At 41.4% G+C, this 16,969-nt stretch carries 15 protein-coding genes; all 15 read left to right on the top strand.

Annotation, left to right across the window (positions count from 1 at the left end; translation table 11 throughout):
- Nucleotides 1-41 precede the first annotated feature (41 nt).
- On the top strand, nucleotides 42-2,021 hold the full coding sequence (gene uvrB, locus FCJ93_RS18740; RefSeq protein ID WP_137744388.1) for an excinuclease ABC subunit UvrB: 1,980 nt from the start codon (nucleotides 42-44) through the stop codon (nucleotides 2,019-2,021).
- A 7-nt stretch (nucleotides 2,022-2,028) separates the two neighbouring features.
- The gene (gene uvrA, locus FCJ93_RS18735; RefSeq protein ID WP_137744387.1) at nucleotides 2,029-4,905 is read left to right on the top strand and encodes an excinuclease ABC subunit UvrA; all 2,877 of its coding nucleotides are present in this window, start codon (nucleotides 2,029-2,031) and stop codon (nucleotides 4,903-4,905) included.
- Nucleotides 4,906-5,011: 106 nt separating this feature from the next.
- Nucleotides 5,012-5,188 (top strand): hypothetical protein, encoded by a 177-nt coding sequence (locus FCJ93_RS25070; protein ID WP_170211352.1) that lies wholly within the window; start codon nucleotides 5,012-5,014, stop codon nucleotides 5,186-5,188.
- Nucleotides 5,189-5,521: 333 nt separating this feature from the next.
- A complete protein-coding gene (locus FCJ93_RS18730; RefSeq protein WP_095310451.1) occupies nucleotides 5,522-5,971 on the top strand; it encodes a PH domain-containing protein in 450 nt (149 codons plus the stop codon).
- Nucleotides 5,972-6,285: 314 nt separating this feature from the next.
- Nucleotides 6,286-7,170, top strand: coding sequence for a LysR family transcriptional regulator (locus FCJ93_RS18725; protein WP_137744386.1), 885 nt, complete (start codon nucleotides 6,286-6,288; stop codon nucleotides 7,168-7,170).
- A gap of 284 nt (nucleotides 7,171-7,454) precedes the next feature.
- Complete coding sequence (locus FCJ93_RS18720; RefSeq protein WP_235879540.1) at nucleotides 7,455-8,840, top strand: anion permease; 1,386 nt, start codon at nucleotides 7,455-7,457, stop codon at nucleotides 8,838-8,840.
- Between the two features lie 25 nt (nucleotides 8,841-8,865).
- On the top strand, nucleotides 8,866-9,042 hold the full coding sequence (locus FCJ93_RS25065) for a hypothetical protein (protein WP_170211351.1): 177 nt from the start codon (nucleotides 8,866-8,868) through the stop codon (nucleotides 9,040-9,042).
- Between the two features lie 19 nt (nucleotides 9,043-9,061).
- Nucleotides 9,062-9,907 carry a fumarate hydratase gene (locus FCJ93_RS18715; RefSeq protein WP_095310446.1) on the top strand — a complete coding sequence of 282 codons (846 nt, stop codon included), beginning with the start codon at nucleotides 9,062-9,064 and terminating at the stop codon, nucleotides 9,905-9,907.
- 16 nt (nucleotides 9,908-9,923) lie between these two features.
- On the top strand, nucleotides 9,924-10,484 hold the full coding sequence (locus FCJ93_RS18710; protein ID WP_095310444.1) for a Fe-S-containing hydro-lyase: 561 nt from the start codon (nucleotides 9,924-9,926) through the stop codon (nucleotides 10,482-10,484).
- A 29-nt stretch (nucleotides 10,485-10,513) separates the two neighbouring features.
- Nucleotides 10,514-12,223, top strand: coding sequence for an FAD-dependent oxidoreductase (locus tag FCJ93_RS18705; protein WP_137744384.1), 1,710 nt, complete (start codon nucleotides 10,514-10,516; stop codon nucleotides 12,221-12,223).
- Nucleotides 12,223-13,176, top strand: a complete 954-nt coding sequence (locus tag FCJ93_RS18700) for a succinate dehydrogenase/fumarate reductase iron-sulfur subunit (RefSeq protein ID WP_137744383.1) — start codon at nucleotides 12,223-12,225, stop codon at nucleotides 13,174-13,176. Before FCJ93_RS18705 ends, FCJ93_RS18700 begins: the two co-directional genes overlap by 1 nt.
- A complete protein-coding gene (locus FCJ93_RS18695) occupies nucleotides 13,173-14,063 on the top strand; it encodes a CoB--CoM heterodisulfide reductase iron-sulfur subunit B family protein (RefSeq protein ID WP_137744382.1) in 891 nt (296 codons plus the stop codon). Before FCJ93_RS18700 ends, FCJ93_RS18695 begins: the two co-directional genes overlap by 4 nt.
- Before the next feature lie 62 nt (nucleotides 14,064-14,125).
- Nucleotides 14,126-14,473, top strand: coding sequence for a molecular chaperone GrpE (locus FCJ93_RS18690; protein ID WP_095310436.1), 348 nt, complete (start codon nucleotides 14,126-14,128; stop codon nucleotides 14,471-14,473).
- A gap of 176 nt (nucleotides 14,474-14,649) precedes the next feature.
- A complete protein-coding gene (gene dcuS / locus FCJ93_RS18685) occupies nucleotides 14,650-16,251 on the top strand; it encodes a DcuS/MalK family sensor histidine kinase (RefSeq protein ID WP_137744381.1) in 1,602 nt (533 codons plus the stop codon).
- A complete protein-coding gene (locus tag FCJ93_RS18680) occupies nucleotides 16,248-16,958 on the top strand; it encodes a response regulator (protein ID WP_095310434.1) in 711 nt (236 codons plus the stop codon). Before dcuS ends, FCJ93_RS18680 begins: the two co-directional genes overlap by 4 nt.
- Nucleotides 16,959-16,969 lie beyond the last annotated feature (11 nt).

Here is a 16,969-nt window from a genome sequence, read left to right as displayed (position 1 = left end):
ATATGAGTTCATCGGATTCAAGTGGAGAAGGAGGCTTTTGTGTGAAGGATCAGTTTGAATTGGTTTCGAAATATTCACCTCAAGGGGATCAGCCAGAGGCTATACGAAAAATTGTTGAGGGAATAAAGACGGGGAAGAAGCATCAGACTTTGCTTGGAGCTACAGGAACCGGGAAGACATTTACGATTTCCAATGTCATTAAGGAAGTGAATAAGCCGACCCTTGTCATCGCTCATAATAAAACGTTGGCAGGACAGCTTTATAGTGAGTTTAAAGACTTTTTTCCCAATAATGCGGTTGAATACTTTGTCAGCTATTATGACTATTATCAGCCAGAGGCATATGTTCCTTCCACTGATACATTTATTGAGAAGGATTCAAGTATTAATGATGAAATAGATAAGCTTCGTCACTCGGCAACGTCCGCTTTGTTTGAGCGGAAAGATGTCATCATCATTGCCAGTGTTTCCTGTATTTATGGTTTAGGTTCGCCTGAAGAATATCGGGAAATGGTTCTTTCTTTAAGAACAGGAATGGAGATTGAACGCAATCAGCTTCTCAGACGATTAGTAGATATACAATATGAGCGTAACGACATCAACTTTCAACGTGGTACCTTTCGCGTAAGGGGAGATGTGGTTGAGATTTTCCCTGCTTCAAAGGATGAGCATTGCTTAAGAGTAGAGTTTTTTGGTGACGAAATTGATCGGATTCGTGAAGTGGATGCTTTAACTGGTGAAATTATGGGAGAAAGAGAGCATGTTGCTATCTTCCCAGCATCCCACTTCGTGACCCGTGAGGAAAAAATGAGAGTAGCGATTGAAAATATTGAAAAAGAGCTGGAAGAACGTTTAAAGCACTTAAGAGAAAACGATAAGCTCCTTGAGGCTCAGCGTTTGGAGCAAAGAACACGTTATGATCTTGAAATGATGAGAGAAATGGGCTTTTGTTCAGGGATTGAAAACTATTCAAGACATTTAACACTAAGACCGTCCGGTTCAACGCCATATACACTTCTCGATTATTTCCCAGAGGACTTTTTAATTGTCATTGATGAATCTCATGTGACGCTGCCACAGGTTCGGGGAATGTATAATGGTGACCAAGCACGAAAGCAAGTGCTGGTCGATCATGGATTCCGATTGCCTTCAGCGATGGACAACCGTCCATTGAGATTTGAAGAATTTGAACAACATATTAATCAAATTGTTTATATTTCGGCGACTCCTGGTCCGTATGAAATAGAGCACACGCCTGAGATGGTCGAACAAATCATTCGCCCAACAGGTCTGCTTGATCCAACGATTGATGTAAGGCCGATCGAAGGGCAGATTGATGATTTGATTGGCGAAATTCAGGAGCGGATTAAGCGCAATGAGCGCGTTCTCGTCACGACTTTAACGAAGAAGATGTCCGAGGATTTAACGGATTACTTAAAAGAAATTGGCATTAAGGTCAATTACTTGCATTCAGAGGTAAAAACTTTGGAGCGGATTGAGATTATCCGTGAGCTTCGTCTTGGGAAGTTCGATGTTTTAGTCGGAATTAACCTTCTCCGTGAAGGATTAGATATTCCTGAGGTTTCACTAGTGGCAATTTTGGATGCGGATAAAGAAGGCTTTCTCCGTTCGGAGCGCTCGCTCATCCAGACAATTGGTCGGGCAGCCCGTAATTCGAATGGTCATGTCATCATGTATGCTGACCGGATCACGAATTCGATGGAGTTGGCAATAAGTGAGACAAAACGGCGTCGTGCCATTCAAGAAGAATATAATAAAAAGCATGGTATTACGCCGACGACCATCAAGAAGGATATTCGTGAAGCGATTCGAGCGACGCTTGTTGCCGAGGAGACAGAAGAGTACACACCGGCGCAAAAGCTTGGTTCTTTAACGAAGAAAGAAAAGGAAAAAGTGCTTGAAGAGATGGAAAAGGAAATGAAGGAAGCGGCAAAGGCCCTCAATTTTGAAAGAGCGGCTGAATTGCGTGATTTAATTTTAGAGTTAAAAGCGGAGGGATAAAGAAACGATGGCAATGGAGAAATTGGTTGTAAAGGGAGCTCGGGCCCATAATTTAAAAAACATTGATGTCACGATCCCGAGAGACAAGCTTGTTGTACTGACAGGACTTTCTGGTTCAGGAAAGTCCTCTCTCGCTTTTGACACCATTTACGCTGAGGGGCAGCGTCGCTATGTCGAATCATTATCTGCCTATGCGAGACAATTTTTAGGACAAATGGATAAACCTGATGTCGATACGATTGAAGGATTGTCGCCGGCGATTTCAATTGATCAAAAAACGACGAGTCGCAATCCACGTTCTACCGTTGGAACAGTTACGGAAATCTACGATTATTTACGCTTGTTATTTGCAAGGGTGGGCAGACCGACCTGTCCAAATCATGGAATCGAAATTACCTCACAAACGATTGAGCAAATGGTTGATCGGGTGTTTGAATATCCGGAGCGGACAAAGATACAAGTTCTTGCACCAGTGGTTTCTGGTCGTAAGGGCAGCCATGTCAAGATGCTTGAGGATATTAAGAAACAGGGCTATGTCCGTGTTCGCATCGATGGAGAAATGTATGATCTTGGCGAAGAAATTTCTCTTGATAAAAATAAAAAGCATTCCATTGAAGTGGTCATTGACCGCATCGTTGTCAAAGAAGGGGTCAGCTCCCGTCTGGCAGATTCGTTGGAGTCGGCTTTAAAGCTTGGCGATGGCAAGGTGCTGATCGATGTGATTGGGGAAGAAGAACTTCTGTTCAGTGAACATCATGCCTGTCCGCATTGCGGTTTTTCAATCGGAGAGCTTGAGCCGAGAATGTTTTCTTTTAACAGTCCGTTTGGGGCTTGTCCTGATTGTGACGGCTTAGGCTCGAAGCTTGAAGTAGATAAAGAACTGATTATCCCCAACTGGGATCTTACATTAAAGCAAGGGGCGATCGCACCTTGGGAACCAGTCAGTTCACAATATTACCCTCAATTGCTTGAAGCGGTTTGCAATCATTACGGGATCGATATGAATACACCTGTAAAGAATTTACCAGGGCATGAAATTGAAAAGATTCTTTACGGTTCAGAGACAGATAAAATCTATTTCCGTTATGAGAACGATTTTGGTCAAATTCGTGAAAACTACATTCAATTTGAAGGTGTAATCGGCAATGTCGAACGCCGTTATAAAGAAACAAGCTCCGACTATATTCGTGAACAGATGGAAAAATACATGGCGGAGCAGGCTTGCCCAACTTGTAAGGGCAAACGCCTTAAGAAGGAAAGTTTAGCCGTTCTCATTGATGGGGAGAACATCGCAAATGTAACTTCTCTTTCAATAAGAGAAGCATATGACAAAATGGACGGCATTACATTAACAGAAAAAGAGAAGCAAATTGCCAACGCTATTTTCCGTGAAATTCGGGAAAGACTTGGATTTCTCATCAATGTCGGTCTCGATTATTTAACGCTTAATCGGGCAGCTGGTACTTTGTCAGGTGGTGAAGCGCAGCGAATTCGCTTGGCAACTCAAATTGGTTCCCGTTTAACTGGTGTTCTTTATATTTTAGATGAACCATCAATCGGTCTTCATCAACGGGATAATGATCGGCTCATTGGAACGCTGAAAAATATGCGTGACATTGGCAATACTCTTATCGTTGTTGAGCATGATGAAGATACGATGCTTGCTGCTGACTATTTAATTGATATTGGACCAGGTGCAGGTGTGCACGGCGGCGAAGTTGTTTCTGCTGGGACGCCAAAAGAAGTGATGGAGGATGTATATTCTCTTACAGGACAATATTTATCAGGCAAAAAATTCATTCCGCTTCCCATTGAACGAAAAAAGGATGATGGCCGTTTTCTAGAAATTAAGGGAGCGAAAGAGAACAATTTGAAAAATGTAAGAGTCAAGTTTCCGCTTGGAATGTTCATTGCGGTTACAGGTGTTTCAGGTTCAGGTAAAAGTACGCTTGTAAATGAAATCTTGCATAAAGCACTGGCGCAAAAGCTCAATCGGGCTAAAACAAGACCTGGACAATATAAAGAGATTAAAGGGATCGAGCATTTAGATAAAGTAATTGACATCGATCAATCGCCGATCGGCCGAACTCCTCGCTCAAATCCAGCGACGTATACAGGTGTATTCGATGATATTCGTGATCTGTTTGCAGCTACAAATGAAGCGAAAGTGCGCGGATATAAAAAGGGTCGTTTTAGCTTTAACGTAAAAGGCGGTCGTTGTGAAGCCTGCCGCGGTGACGGAATTATTAAAATTGAAATGCATTTTCTCCCTGATGTATACGTTCCATGCGAGGTTTGTCATGGGAAACGTTATAACAGGGAAACGTTGGAAGTGAAATATAAAGGGAAGAGCATATCCGATATTTTGGAAATGACAGTAGAAGATTCTTTGGAATTCTTCGAGAACATTCCGAAAATCCAACGGAAAATGCAAACGATATATGATGTCGGATTAGGTTATATTAAGCTGGGACAACCGGCTACAACATTGTCTGGTGGAGAGGCACAGCGGGTTAAGCTTGCTTCTGAACTTCATCGCCGCTCGACAGGCCGTTCTCTTTATATTCTTGACGAGCCGACAACAGGGCTCCATGTTGACGATATTTCGAGATTGTTAGTCGTGCTGCAGCGATTAGTTGAAAACGGGGATACGGTTCTAGTCATTGAGCATAATTTAGATGTGATCAAGACAGCAGATTATCTTGTTGACTTAGGTCCTGAAGGAGGAGATAAGGGAGGAACGATCGTTGCAACCGGAACTCCAGAAAAAATTGCAGATACTCCTGAGTCCCATACCGGAAAGTATTTAAAACCTATTCTTGAACGGGATCGTCAAAGAATGCACGAACTCATTCAGAAAAAAGAAGAAAGTGTTGTCAACTAAGTTCCAAAACTTCCTAAAGCGGCTTACAAATATATGACGGTACTGTAATCTTTGTCACTGTGTTACCTTGTCTAGTTTACTATAGTTAAACTGGGAGGTGATACGGATGAAAGTTAATTATCCAGTAAAAGAAGCGACGGATATTAAAGAAATTAAAGCAATGCTTAAGCCATTTGGCGGTAGATGTGCTAAATTCGTTGATGGCAACCTCGAATATCAAATCAAAGAAGAACAGGAAGATGAAGCTTACAAGCTATTAAAAGAAAAAGGGATCGTCCAGTAAAGGCCTGACTTTGGATAATCGAGTCAACGAAAATCGTGACTGGACCGATATATGGACTGTTTTGACCGATATATTTGCATAAAGACCGAAATATTTTGATTTAAACCGATAAAACGGAATAAAGACCGAAATATTTTATTTAAGACCGATATCCAAAAAAGAACTTAATTTTGTTTGGGGGCTGTCCACAATGGACAGCCCTTTTCTGGTTTATTGGCGTTCAATTTTGAAGTAAAAGCTTTTATTCGTAGCAATCTTCCCTGAATCGGCAATGATCGATGAAACATTTTCAATAGGCCTTCGTATAAAAAACAAAGGGGGTATAGTGAGCCAATGGTTTTTCATTCAAAAGTAGATGCTTTTTTTGTGAATTTTATGTTGATTGTCGTGCTCATTGTTGGTTTGGCTTCATTCTTTCCATTATTTTTAGAAGGTGGAACTGAGCCTTTAGTAGTTATGATATTGACTTCAACTTTTTTTATTGTGATCGGCTTTATTTTATGGTGTGCCTTTTCCGTTAAATATGTTTTCTATCAAGGCTATTTATTGGTCAAAGGCGGACCAATTAGAAGCAGAATTCCGTATGAAGAGATCACAAAGGTTTCCCCGACAAGAGAAATCCTCACGGGTTATAGAATATTGTCATCACGTGACGCAATTGAAATTTTTTATAAAAAAGCTATTTTAGGTAGTGTGAAAATTTCCCCGAAGGAGCAAAAAAAATTTATTACCGAATTAAAAAAACGCTGTCCTCATGCACAGGTGGAAAATGACACACGCTAAACTTCCTCATGTATTTTTGTTGCACAGCTTTATATAAAGAGGTTCTATTAAAGCACCTGCGAAGCATTGTTTCGCGGGTGCTTGTTTATTTTGAAAGACTTTATAAACACCTTACCTATGTGCTTAATAATGAAATGTCAAGCTGTAAATGAACATTTTGTTACAGGATTCCACTTACATTAATTACAAAACAGTATCAAAAGTTACCTATCTAATCTGCCTGTACAAAGCCAAATATAATGACAGTGAATTCGACAATTGTGTTGTGGATTCACAAATTTTTGGAACTAGAAAAGGAAACAGGAGGTTAGAAAATGGAGCTTAGACAATTAGAGTATTTTGTTGAGGTAAGTCGTTTGAAGAGCTTTACACATGCTGCAGAATCACTACATGTATCACAGCCATCCATTTCCAACTCACTTCATAAGCTAGAACGGGAATTAGGGGTAAAACTTCTTGAGAGAACAACGAAGAGCGTTTCGCTTACGTTGAAGGGAGAAAAATTTCTCGCTCGAATGGTCGAGATCTTAGCCGACATGGATGAAGCGATACAAGAAATTAGTGATGCAAATAATGGTGTTGTGAATTTTGGCCTGCCACCAATGATCGGTGCACAAATGTTTCCGAATGTATTTATGGGGTTTAAAGAAAAATATTCAAAGATAGATTTTGCAGTCACTGAAAAGGGGTCAGTCGCAATTAGAAAGCTGATTGAAAAGGGGGAATTGGAAATGGGCTTTATTATTCTCCCAGAACAGTCCGATAAATTAGAAATGCTGCCCCTAGTTCAGGATCAGCTTGTCATATGTATGCCAAAAAATCATGAATTAAGTCGAAAAAAGAGTTTAAGCTGCAGTGATCTGGTTAATGAGAAATTCATTATGCTCTCTGAGGAATATGTACATCATGATGCCTTATTAAAGCATTGTTTTCCGTCTACGATAAAGCCGAACATTATTTTTACATCAGATAAAGTTGAAACAGTCAAGGCAATGGTTGCGAAGGGGCTCGGACTTTCTTTGCTGATGGATCTATACGTGAAGGACCGTCAAGAGATCGTTTCTGTTCCATTGCAAAATCGCATTTATATCAATATTGGACTAGCTTGGAGGAAAGGAAAAACATTATCGAATGAATATAAAAAGGTAGCGGAGTTTATTCGTGATTATTTCAATCAAAGCAATCGAGTGGCAAAGTGATCACAATTATTTTTGTAATTGTGTTTTTAAAAAAGGAACTTTGTGAAAAATTTCACTTATAGTTTTTACCTATTAGTTTATAGAAAATCGGTATTTCACGGTCAAGAAATTATATGTGAAGATATGCACATAAGCAGGAGTTAACAGCTCTCTGCCCATTTTGAAAACAAATATTTTAGGGAGTGAAAAAAATGGGAGCGGCAGTAAGAAATTTAGCTCAGCCTCAAATTCCTTCAAAGATTCGGCAAGCAAAGGAGAAGCCAAGCAAAGAAGTTAATTTTCTCATGTTGTTTATTACGTTAGCAGTTGGAGCGATAATTTGGTTTATCGGGGCACCTGTTGGTTTGGATCCAAAGGCGTGGCAGTTGTTTGCCATTTTCGTAGCTACGATAGTCGGGCTCATCATTAAGCCGATGCCGATGGGGGGCGTGGCGATTCTCTCGATTACAGCGGTTGTTTTAACAGGAACGTTGGAGTTAGGCGATGCTTTAAGTGGCTTTCAAAATACGACGATCTGGTTGATTGTCATCGCCTTCTTTATTTCAAGAGGATTTATTAAAACAGGCTTGGGGAATCGTGTGGCCTACATGTTTGTTAAAAAATTCGGAAAGAAGACATTAGGGCTTTCTTATTCATTGTTAATCAGTGACTTAATTTTAGCACCCGCGATGCCAAGTAATACGGCCCGTGGTGGGGGAATAATCTTTCCGATTATCCGCTCTTTATCAGAAACATTTGGCTCGAAAGTGGAAGACGGGACAGAAAGGAAAATTGGTTCCTTCCTCACAAAAGTTGCTTTCCAAGGAAATATGGTGACTTCTGCTATGTTTTTAACAGCGATGGCGGCCAATCCTTTAGCAGCCTCACTCGCCGGTGATGCTGGAGTTAGAATCACATGGACCGGCTGGGCAATTGCCGCATTAGTGCCAGGGGTCGTCAGTTTGATTGTCGTCCCTTACTTTATCTACAAGGTTTATCCACCAGAGATAAAAGAGACCCCTGCAGCAGCAGAAATTGCGACGAAGAAACTGCAGGAGATGGGACCTATTCGTAAATCTGAGTGGAATATGATTGCCGTATTTTTACTCATTTTAGGCTTATGGATTTTTGGTGAAAACATTGGAATTAATGCAACAACGACAGCGTTGATTGGATTATCAGTCTTATTGCTATCATCCGTTTTATCTTGGAAGGACATTAAAAAAGAAGAGGGCGCATGGGATACATTGGTTTGGTTTGCAGCCCTTGTGATGATGGCCTCCTACTTAAATACATTAGGGATGATTCCATGGTTTAGCGACTTGATGAGTGGAGCAGTAAGTGGTCTTTCTTGGATCTTGGCATTAGGTGCATTAGCACTTATTTATTTCTATTCTCATTATTTTTTTGCTAGCAGTACGGCTCATGTCAGTGCTATGTATGCCGCCTTTTTAGCGGTTGCAATGGCTGCGGGTGCACCGCCAATGCTAACAGCTCTTATTTTAGGATTCTTTGGCAATTTATTTGGCTGTATTACGCATTATGGTTCAGGGCCGGCACCGGTTTTCTTTGGTTCCGGTTATGTAACGCAAAATAAATGGTGGTCGATCGGTTTTGCCATTTCTATTATTCATATCATTATTTGGGCTGTGATTGGTGGAGTTTGGTGGAAAATTCTTGGACTATGGTAAACCGATTGTCAGGAGGCGATCTCAGTTGAAATCACAATGCTGTCAAGCAGACGTTATGAAAAGAAGCAAAATAGATGCCTTTCATGGAGCGGATGACGAATATGAACTGCAAATACCAGTGATCATTTGCAGGAAATGTGGCCGTGAAGAACAGCTTATTTTCAGTGGTCAAAAAGTAAAAACAAATCGTAAAGCAAGCTAGAAAAAACGGAGGGGTAGAAATGAGAGAGATAACAGTAGAGCAAATTACTGAAGCAGTAAAAAGAATGAGCATTGAGGCGGCATGCGATCTTCCAGAAGATGTTGAAAAATTACTGAAAGAAGCAGTCGCAACAGAAGAATCACAGTTTGGGAAATATAGTCTTGAAAAAATAGTGAAGAATGTCGAGCTTGCGCGAGCAGAACATGCCCCGATGTGTCAGGATACAGGAATTGTCATTGTGTTTGCAGAGGTGGGTCAGGACGCTCGAATCGTTGGTGGAAGCTTAAACGACGCCATTAATGAAGGAGTAAGACAGGGTTATCAAGAGGGCTATCTACGTAAGTCTGTCGTCCGAGATCCGGTTTTAGATCGGAAAAATACTGGCGATAACACGCCAGCGGTCATTTATACAGAACTTGTACCCGGTGACAAAATCAAGATTCAAGTTCTTCCTAAGGGAGCCGGCAGTGAAAATATGGGGGCATTAAAAATGTTAAAGCCTGCCGAAGGATTAGAAGGGGTCAAGGATTTCATCATTAAAGCGGTTACCCAAGCGGGAGGAAACCCTTGTCCGCCAGTCATCGTTGGAGTTGGAATTGGGGGCACGATGGATAAGAGCACTCTTTTAGCGAAGAAGGCATTGGCCCGTCAAGCTGGTCAGCCCCATCCAAATCCAAAATATCAAGCACTAGAAGAAGAATTGCTAGTAGAGATCAATAAGCTGGGAATAGGACCTCAAGGCTTCGGTGGCAAAGTAACAGCTTTAGCTGTTCATATTGAAACCTATCCAACGCATATCGCGACCATGCCAGTATCCGTTTGTTTAAATTGCCATGCTGCAAGACATAAGGAAGCCATTCTTTAATAAAGGGGGAACGAATATGACGAATATTAAAAAAATCACCACTCCGTTAACAGACGAAGTTGTCAAAGGTTTAAAAGCAGGCGATCAAGTATCGATATCTGGCGTCATTTATACTGCGAGGGACGCTGCCCACAAGCTTTTAACTGAAGCGATTCAAGCAGGGGAAGAGCTGCCTGTTGATTTCAACAATCAAATCATTTATTATGCGGGGCCAACACCTGCCAAGCCAGGAAAGGTCATTGGTTCATGTGGACCAACGACAAGCGGTCGGATGGATGCCTACTCGCCGTTAATGATGGAACAAGGATTAAAAGGGATGATTGGGAAAGGCCCTCGCAGTAAAGAGGTCGTGGAAGCGATGATTGCTAATCATGTTGTTTATTTTGCAGCAATTGGTGGAGCGGCTGCATTGATTGCCGATTCCGTCAAGGAAGCAGAAGTTGTTGCCTTTGATGAGTTAGGCCCAGAAGCTATTCGCCGCTTAGTAGTTGAGGACTACCCTTGTATCGTAGCGATAGATTCAGAGGGTCATAACTTGTATGAATTAGGTGTTCAGCAATACAAGATCGTAGATTAAGGCAGTGCAGAAGAAGAGGGGGGACACCGATGCTAAAGTTTGATGTAGTTGTAGTGGGAGCTGGTGGTGCGGGCATGATGGCCGCACTATCAGCTAGTGAAAAAAACAATTTAAAAGTAGCCGTGCTAAGTAAAATTTTCCCGACTCGTTCCCATACTGGAGCGGCTCAAGGTGGAATTAATGCAGCAATGGGCTATAGAGACAGCACTGATTCTCCAGAGAAGCATTTCCGAGATACGGTAAAGGGAAGCGACTTCCTGGCAGATCAGGATGCGGTGGAATTTTTTACATCTGGAATGCCAGATATGATTTCAGAATTAGATTACTACGGGGTACCTTTTTCTCGAGATGAGAAAGGGCAAGTGGCGCAACGGCCTTTTGGCGGAGCGTCGAGTCCAAGAACATGTTACTCGGCCGATAAAACAGGCCATGTTATTTTGCATGCATTGTATGAGCAATGTTTGAAAAATCATGTTCAATTTTTGAATGAGTGGTTCCTATTATCATTAGTCGTTGAAGATGGGAAATTTGAAGGACTGGTAGCGATGGATATTCGCGATGGAAAAATTCATCCGATCCAAGCGAAGTCAGTTGTTATCGCCTCAGGAGGATTTGGACGAATTTATTGGAGCAGGACAACGAATGCCATCAATATGACTGGTGACGGTACAGCTGCCTGCTTTGAGGCAGGAATTCCTCTGAAGGATCCGGAGTTTATTCAGTTCCATCCAACAGGTCTTGCCCAGACGGGAGTGCTTTTATCAGAGGCTTGCCGTGGGGAAGGTGGATATTTAATCAATAAAGATGGGGAACGCTTTATGGCCCGTTATGCACCGGAGAAAATGGAGCTTGGTCCCCGCGATCTTGTTTCTAGATCAATAGAGACGGAGATTAAAGAGGGACGCGGTTTTGGTGAAGGAATGACCTCTTACGTCCTCATGGATCTTCGCCATTTAGGTGAAAAGAAAATTATGGAGCGTCTTCCTCAGGTACGTGAATTGGCATTGGAGTTCGAAGGAGTCGATCTCATTAAGGAGCCAGTGCCGATTCGTCCAAGCTGCCATTATACAATGGGTGGAATCCATGTGTCCGACTACAAGACGTGCAGTACACCGATTGAAGGGATCCATGCAGCAGGCGAGTGCTGCTCTGTGTCGATTCATGGTGCGAATCGTTTAGGCGGGAATTCTGTAGCAGATGTTGTCTTCTTTGGAAAGTATGCCGGGCTTGGCGCGAAGGAATCAGCGATGAGAAGAAGCTTCGGTCGTACAGAGAAGCTTGAGCAAGAAGCGAATGCATGGAAGACGAAATTTAAAACCATTCGCGAGAAAACAACGGGAGTCAGTATGTTCTCCATCCGCAATCGTTTAGCGGAAACGATGTGGAATTATGTTGGGATTTTTCGGACAGAGTCTGAAATGGCACAAGCATTGGCAACCGTTGATGAACTAATAGAAGAGTACAAGGACGCCTACGCTGGTGACGCTTCAGTAAAATACAATATGGCTTTTATCAATTATGTGGAAATTGGAAATATTTTAAAGCTAGCAAGAGCAGTGGCTATGGGTGCTCTTAATCGTCGGGAAAGCAGAGGCTCTCATTCAAGAGGGGATTATCCGACTCGTAATGACGAACAGTTTCTCAAGCATACGCTCATTTATAAGGACGGAGAAAATTATCGACTGGAGTATGCACCGGTAACGATTACAAATTATCAACCGGAGGAGCGGAAGTACTGATGGAAATGATGACAGTAAAGATTAAAAGATTTGATGGCCGCAACAGTTATTATCAAAAGTATGAAGTTCCTTATGAAAAGGGCAAAACCATTTTGTGGCTGTTGACAACTATTCGCGAAGAGCAGGATCCAACATTGAATTTCACTTCAGCCTGTCGCCATGCCATCTGTGGCAGCTGTGCAGTTCAAATAAATGGAAATGCCTTTCTTGCTTGTAATACGCCATTAGATGATGTACTGGACACATATAAAACGATGAATTTGACATTTGAACCGTTAAAAAACTTCGAAGTGATTAAAGATCTGGTCATCGTTTGGGAACCAAAAATGGAAAAAATGACGAAGGTGAAGCCGTGGATAATCCCGGGTGAAGAGGGAAGCAAGGAAATAGGATTTCTTCAAAGTGAAGAGGATTTTCAACAAATTGCTGCTCCAACCGATTGTATTCTCTGTGGGGTTTGTGCCTCTGAATGCAATCAGCTAGCAGTGAATCAAGATGGTTATCTTGAGCCATTCATTTTAAACAAGGCATATCGTTATATCGTTGATACTAGAGATGGTGCCCCAGAACAACATCTCAAGCCTGTTTTGGAAAATGATCTATGGAAATGTCTCCATTGTATGCAATGTGTGTCCCAATGTCCGAAGACGATTCCTTTAACTGACCAGATCGCATTTTTACGCTCTGCAACCATGGCTATGGGTGAGCTAGATAATCAAGGGGCTAAGCATGCCTATGCTTTCCATGATGACGTGAAAAATAAAGGCCGTTTAAATGAAACGATGCTCCCGATCAAAACAGATGGATTGGTGCAAACAGCTTTGACGAAAATTCCATTTGCATTGCGAATGGTGAAAAAAGGCAAGATTAACCCGCTCCATATGCCAAAGCAGATCTCTGGGATTCAAGAAGTGAGAAAACTATACGAATACGCTGAGGAGGTTAAGTCATGACGTTAACATACGCATTCTTTCCAGGCTGCACTTTAGAATCGGCTGCTGAAGAGTTAATGATATCCACGAAAAAAGTTGCAGAAGCACTTGGGATTGAATTGATTGAATTAAATGGCTGGACCTGCTGTGGAGCAAGCCATATCCAGGATATTGATAACTTCTTGTCGACCTCCATTAATGCGAGAAATATCGCATTAGCTGAGAGCCTGGGAGTCTCCAAGTTATTGACCGTTTGCAATACGTGTACGCTTATGCTGCGGACAGCGAAGTTGAAAATGGATAAAAATGAAAGGTTGAAAGAACAAGTGAATGTTGGACTAGATCGGGCAGGTTTGCAGTACAAAGGGACGGTTGAAGTGACTCATCTGCTTTGGGCTTTGCTTGAGGACTACGGACTGGAAAACTTGAAAAAGAAAGTAACGGTCCCTTTGAAAGGATTAAAGGTGGCGAATTTTTACGGCTGTCACATTGTCATGCCGCCAGATGTGATGGGTTTTGAGAACCATCGTAACCCACAATCGATGGAGATGGTGGCAGAAGCACTAGGTGCAGAATGTGTGGAATTTGATCAAAGACTCGCTTGCTGCGGCTTCCATGCTGTTTTTCCGGCACAAAAAGAAGTTATGACAATGACGGGAATCAACTGTTTATCACCGAAGGAAGCGGGTGCAGATTGTATTGTCACTCCTTGCCCTCTTTGCCAAATGCAGCTTGATGCCTATCAGCCCGATGCGCAAAAACGCTTTGACCAAGATATAACGATGCCTATCATCCATTTACCACAATTAATTGGTTTGGCACTGGGAATAAGTCCGGAAGAGCTGGCGATTAACCGCCACGTTGTCGATGCAATCCCTGCTCTTCAAAGGAAACTACAATTGGCATAATCAATGTTTTCTCCAAACTGTGGTTAAATCAGATCTTACGATTTAAAAAGAGGGGATGGAGCATGAACGATCTCTATCAAAAAAGAGCGAAATTAGTGGGGCATGTGGATAGCGGTTTGCTTTGGCTCCTAAATATGCATGACGATTGGATTCATGATCAATATGGGGAGAGCTACATCTACCATGGGATTATTTATTCGAGTACGACCCCTTTTCATGCATTATCAACATCCGTTACAGGCTACTTTCAAGATGATGATACGAAGCGTTGGCTTAAGGTCAAGGATGGTAAGGCAATCTTTGAGCCAAAGGATATTTCTCTTGCTTGGAAGGACCAGCTTGAAGAGTTTTTCACATTTACGTTTACAACAGGAAGGTATATCCGTTACAAGGAGGCTAAGCTTCTTTAACGCATGCTATTTACTTCTCGGTCTTCAACTTTGAAGGCCTTTTCCTGTTTATTTCCAATTTATACACTTTGTTAACATTCATTAAATGCTCGTTTTTCGGCCAATCATGGGTAGGGGCGTTATGTTATGCTTGCGCCATAAAATGTCGAAGTCGACAATTAAAGAGGTGGTCGCCCATGAAATGGAAGAAAGTAAAATTGAAATATATGGTTATTCTTCTTGTGGGGATTGTCGTTAGTGTATCAATTCTTATCACAGGTTATTTTATTAATGAAACGGTTTCGGAACGAATTGTAGCTAGTCAAGAAGAGAAGGCCTTTAATGTCGCAAAAATGATTGCCCAAACACCGACGATCATTGAAGCGTTAAATGGGTTAGAACGTGAAGGAAGGATTCAAGAGCTGACTGCGAAAATGCGAGAGTCTACAAATGTGGAATTCATCGTTGTAATGGACATGAACGGAAGTAGAAAGTCTCATCCAGATCCCGATAAAATTGGCGAGAAATTTGTGGGCGGAGATGAGACCGATGTTCTTATGGGAAAGGAATATTCTTCTGTTTCGGAAGGGACACTCGGCCCATCATTACGAGCTTTTACACCAATATTTGATGAAAACCATCTGCAAATTGGGGCAGTTGCGGTTGGAATTTCTCTAAATCGTATCGATTTTGTATTAAGTATACTGCGTGGAAATATATTTATGGGAATTTGTATTGGCATTATTTTTGGCGCTGTTTGTGCCATTCTTTTATCATCTTTGGTTAAAAAAGTGTTATTAGGGTTGGAGCCGTCCGAAATTGCCAGAATTCTGAAAGAAAGACAGGCTCTGATCGAATCTGTTCATGAAGGGATTATTGCAGTGGATAAAGAAGGGGATATTACTATTGCGAATCAATCAGCTGTAAGCTTACTTGGAAAGACTGGTACTGAGCAAGATTTGGTCGGTAAAAAAATTGATTGTATCTCGAGCAGCTCATTTTTAAGAAGGTCATTGGAAACGGGCAAGGAGTATCTTGATCAAGAACAGGTCGTAAACGGCAAAGAACTTATCAGCAATACGGTACCGATCATTGTAAATGGCGATATTGTCGGGGCTGTTAATATATTACGAGATAAAAGCGAGATTAAACAGCTTGCTGAACAATTAACGGGAGTGCAGCTTTACGCAGATGCCTTAAGGGCCCAATCCCATGAATTTATGAATCAACTCCATTGTGTAATGGGGTTGATTCATTTAAAGGAATATGCTGAACTGGAAAACTTCATCGAAAAAACGGTCGAAGATACACAGAATGACATTAGCAATATGACAAAAAAATTGCGGGATCCTGCTTTAGTAGGTTTTCTCCTTGGAAAGCTAAGCTATGCGCGAGAATCTGGAATAACGTTTGCATTATCGATTAATCCTGTCTTCCCTATTTGGAAAGATGCGAAGTTCTCCCATGATTTAATTACAATCATTGGCAATTTGCTTGACAATGCCATAGACGCGGCAGTGGAGAGTGCGAATAAGCAAGTGAGCTTAAAGCTTGAACTTTTTGATAAGAAATTAATAATTGAAATGCGAGATTCTGGCAAAGGGATAAAAACACCATTTCAAAAGTACATTTTTCAGAAAGGCTACTCAACGAAAGGGGAGAACCGCGGGTATGGCCTATTTTTATTGAAGCAAACAGTAGAAAAGCGCAATGGACGTATCCGTTTATCAAGTTCAAAAACAGAAGGCACTACATTTATGATAACAATACCTTTGCAATGGGAAGGTGATAAAACATGATACAAGTGTTGATTGTTGAAGATGATCCGATGGTAGCTGAGCTAAATAGGCGCTATGTGGAAAGTGTTGACGGTTTTCAAGTACTTAAAGTTGTTCAGTCTGTCGATGATGGGAAAGAAGTGTTAAAAACGGATAAGATAGATTTAATATTATTAGATGTATTTATGCCTGGGGACAATGGACTTACCCTTTTGTCATATATTAGGGAGTTAGGATTGAGTGTGGATGTTATTTTGATCACGGCCGCTTCTGATATTGAAACGATTCAAAGTGCATTAAGATTCGGCACCATTGATTATTTAATAAAGCCATTTACATTTGCTAGATTGAAAGAAGCGCTTCTTTCATATAAACAAAAGCTTGAATTTTTAGAGTTTCATCCTCATCAGATTAATCAACAGGAATTAGATGAGAGGCTGTTACAGAAAGAAAGAATGCAACCGACACATGAGCTACCGAAGGGATTGACAAAGCATACGCTTAATCTCATTTGGGCAGAATTGAAAGCAATTGGAGAAAATGAATTTTCAACGAACGATATTGCCAAAAGTACAGGCATTTCAAGAGTATCCATTAGAAAATATTTAAATTTTCTTGAAGAGATAGGCGTATTAGAGACAAGGGTGTCATATGGCACTATTGGTCGTCCAATTAGCCAGTATATTTTAAATGAACAAAACAGCATAGCGATATCTGATTATTTATAAATGAAGTATGC

This window comes from Robertmurraya siralis, assembly GCF_005502275.1.
GTDB lineage: Bacteria > Bacillota > Bacilli > Bacillales > Cytobacillaceae > Robertmurraya > Robertmurraya siralis.
The sequence above is the reverse complement of the archived record's forward strand: the minus strand, read 5'-3'. Positions and strand labels throughout refer to the sequence as shown.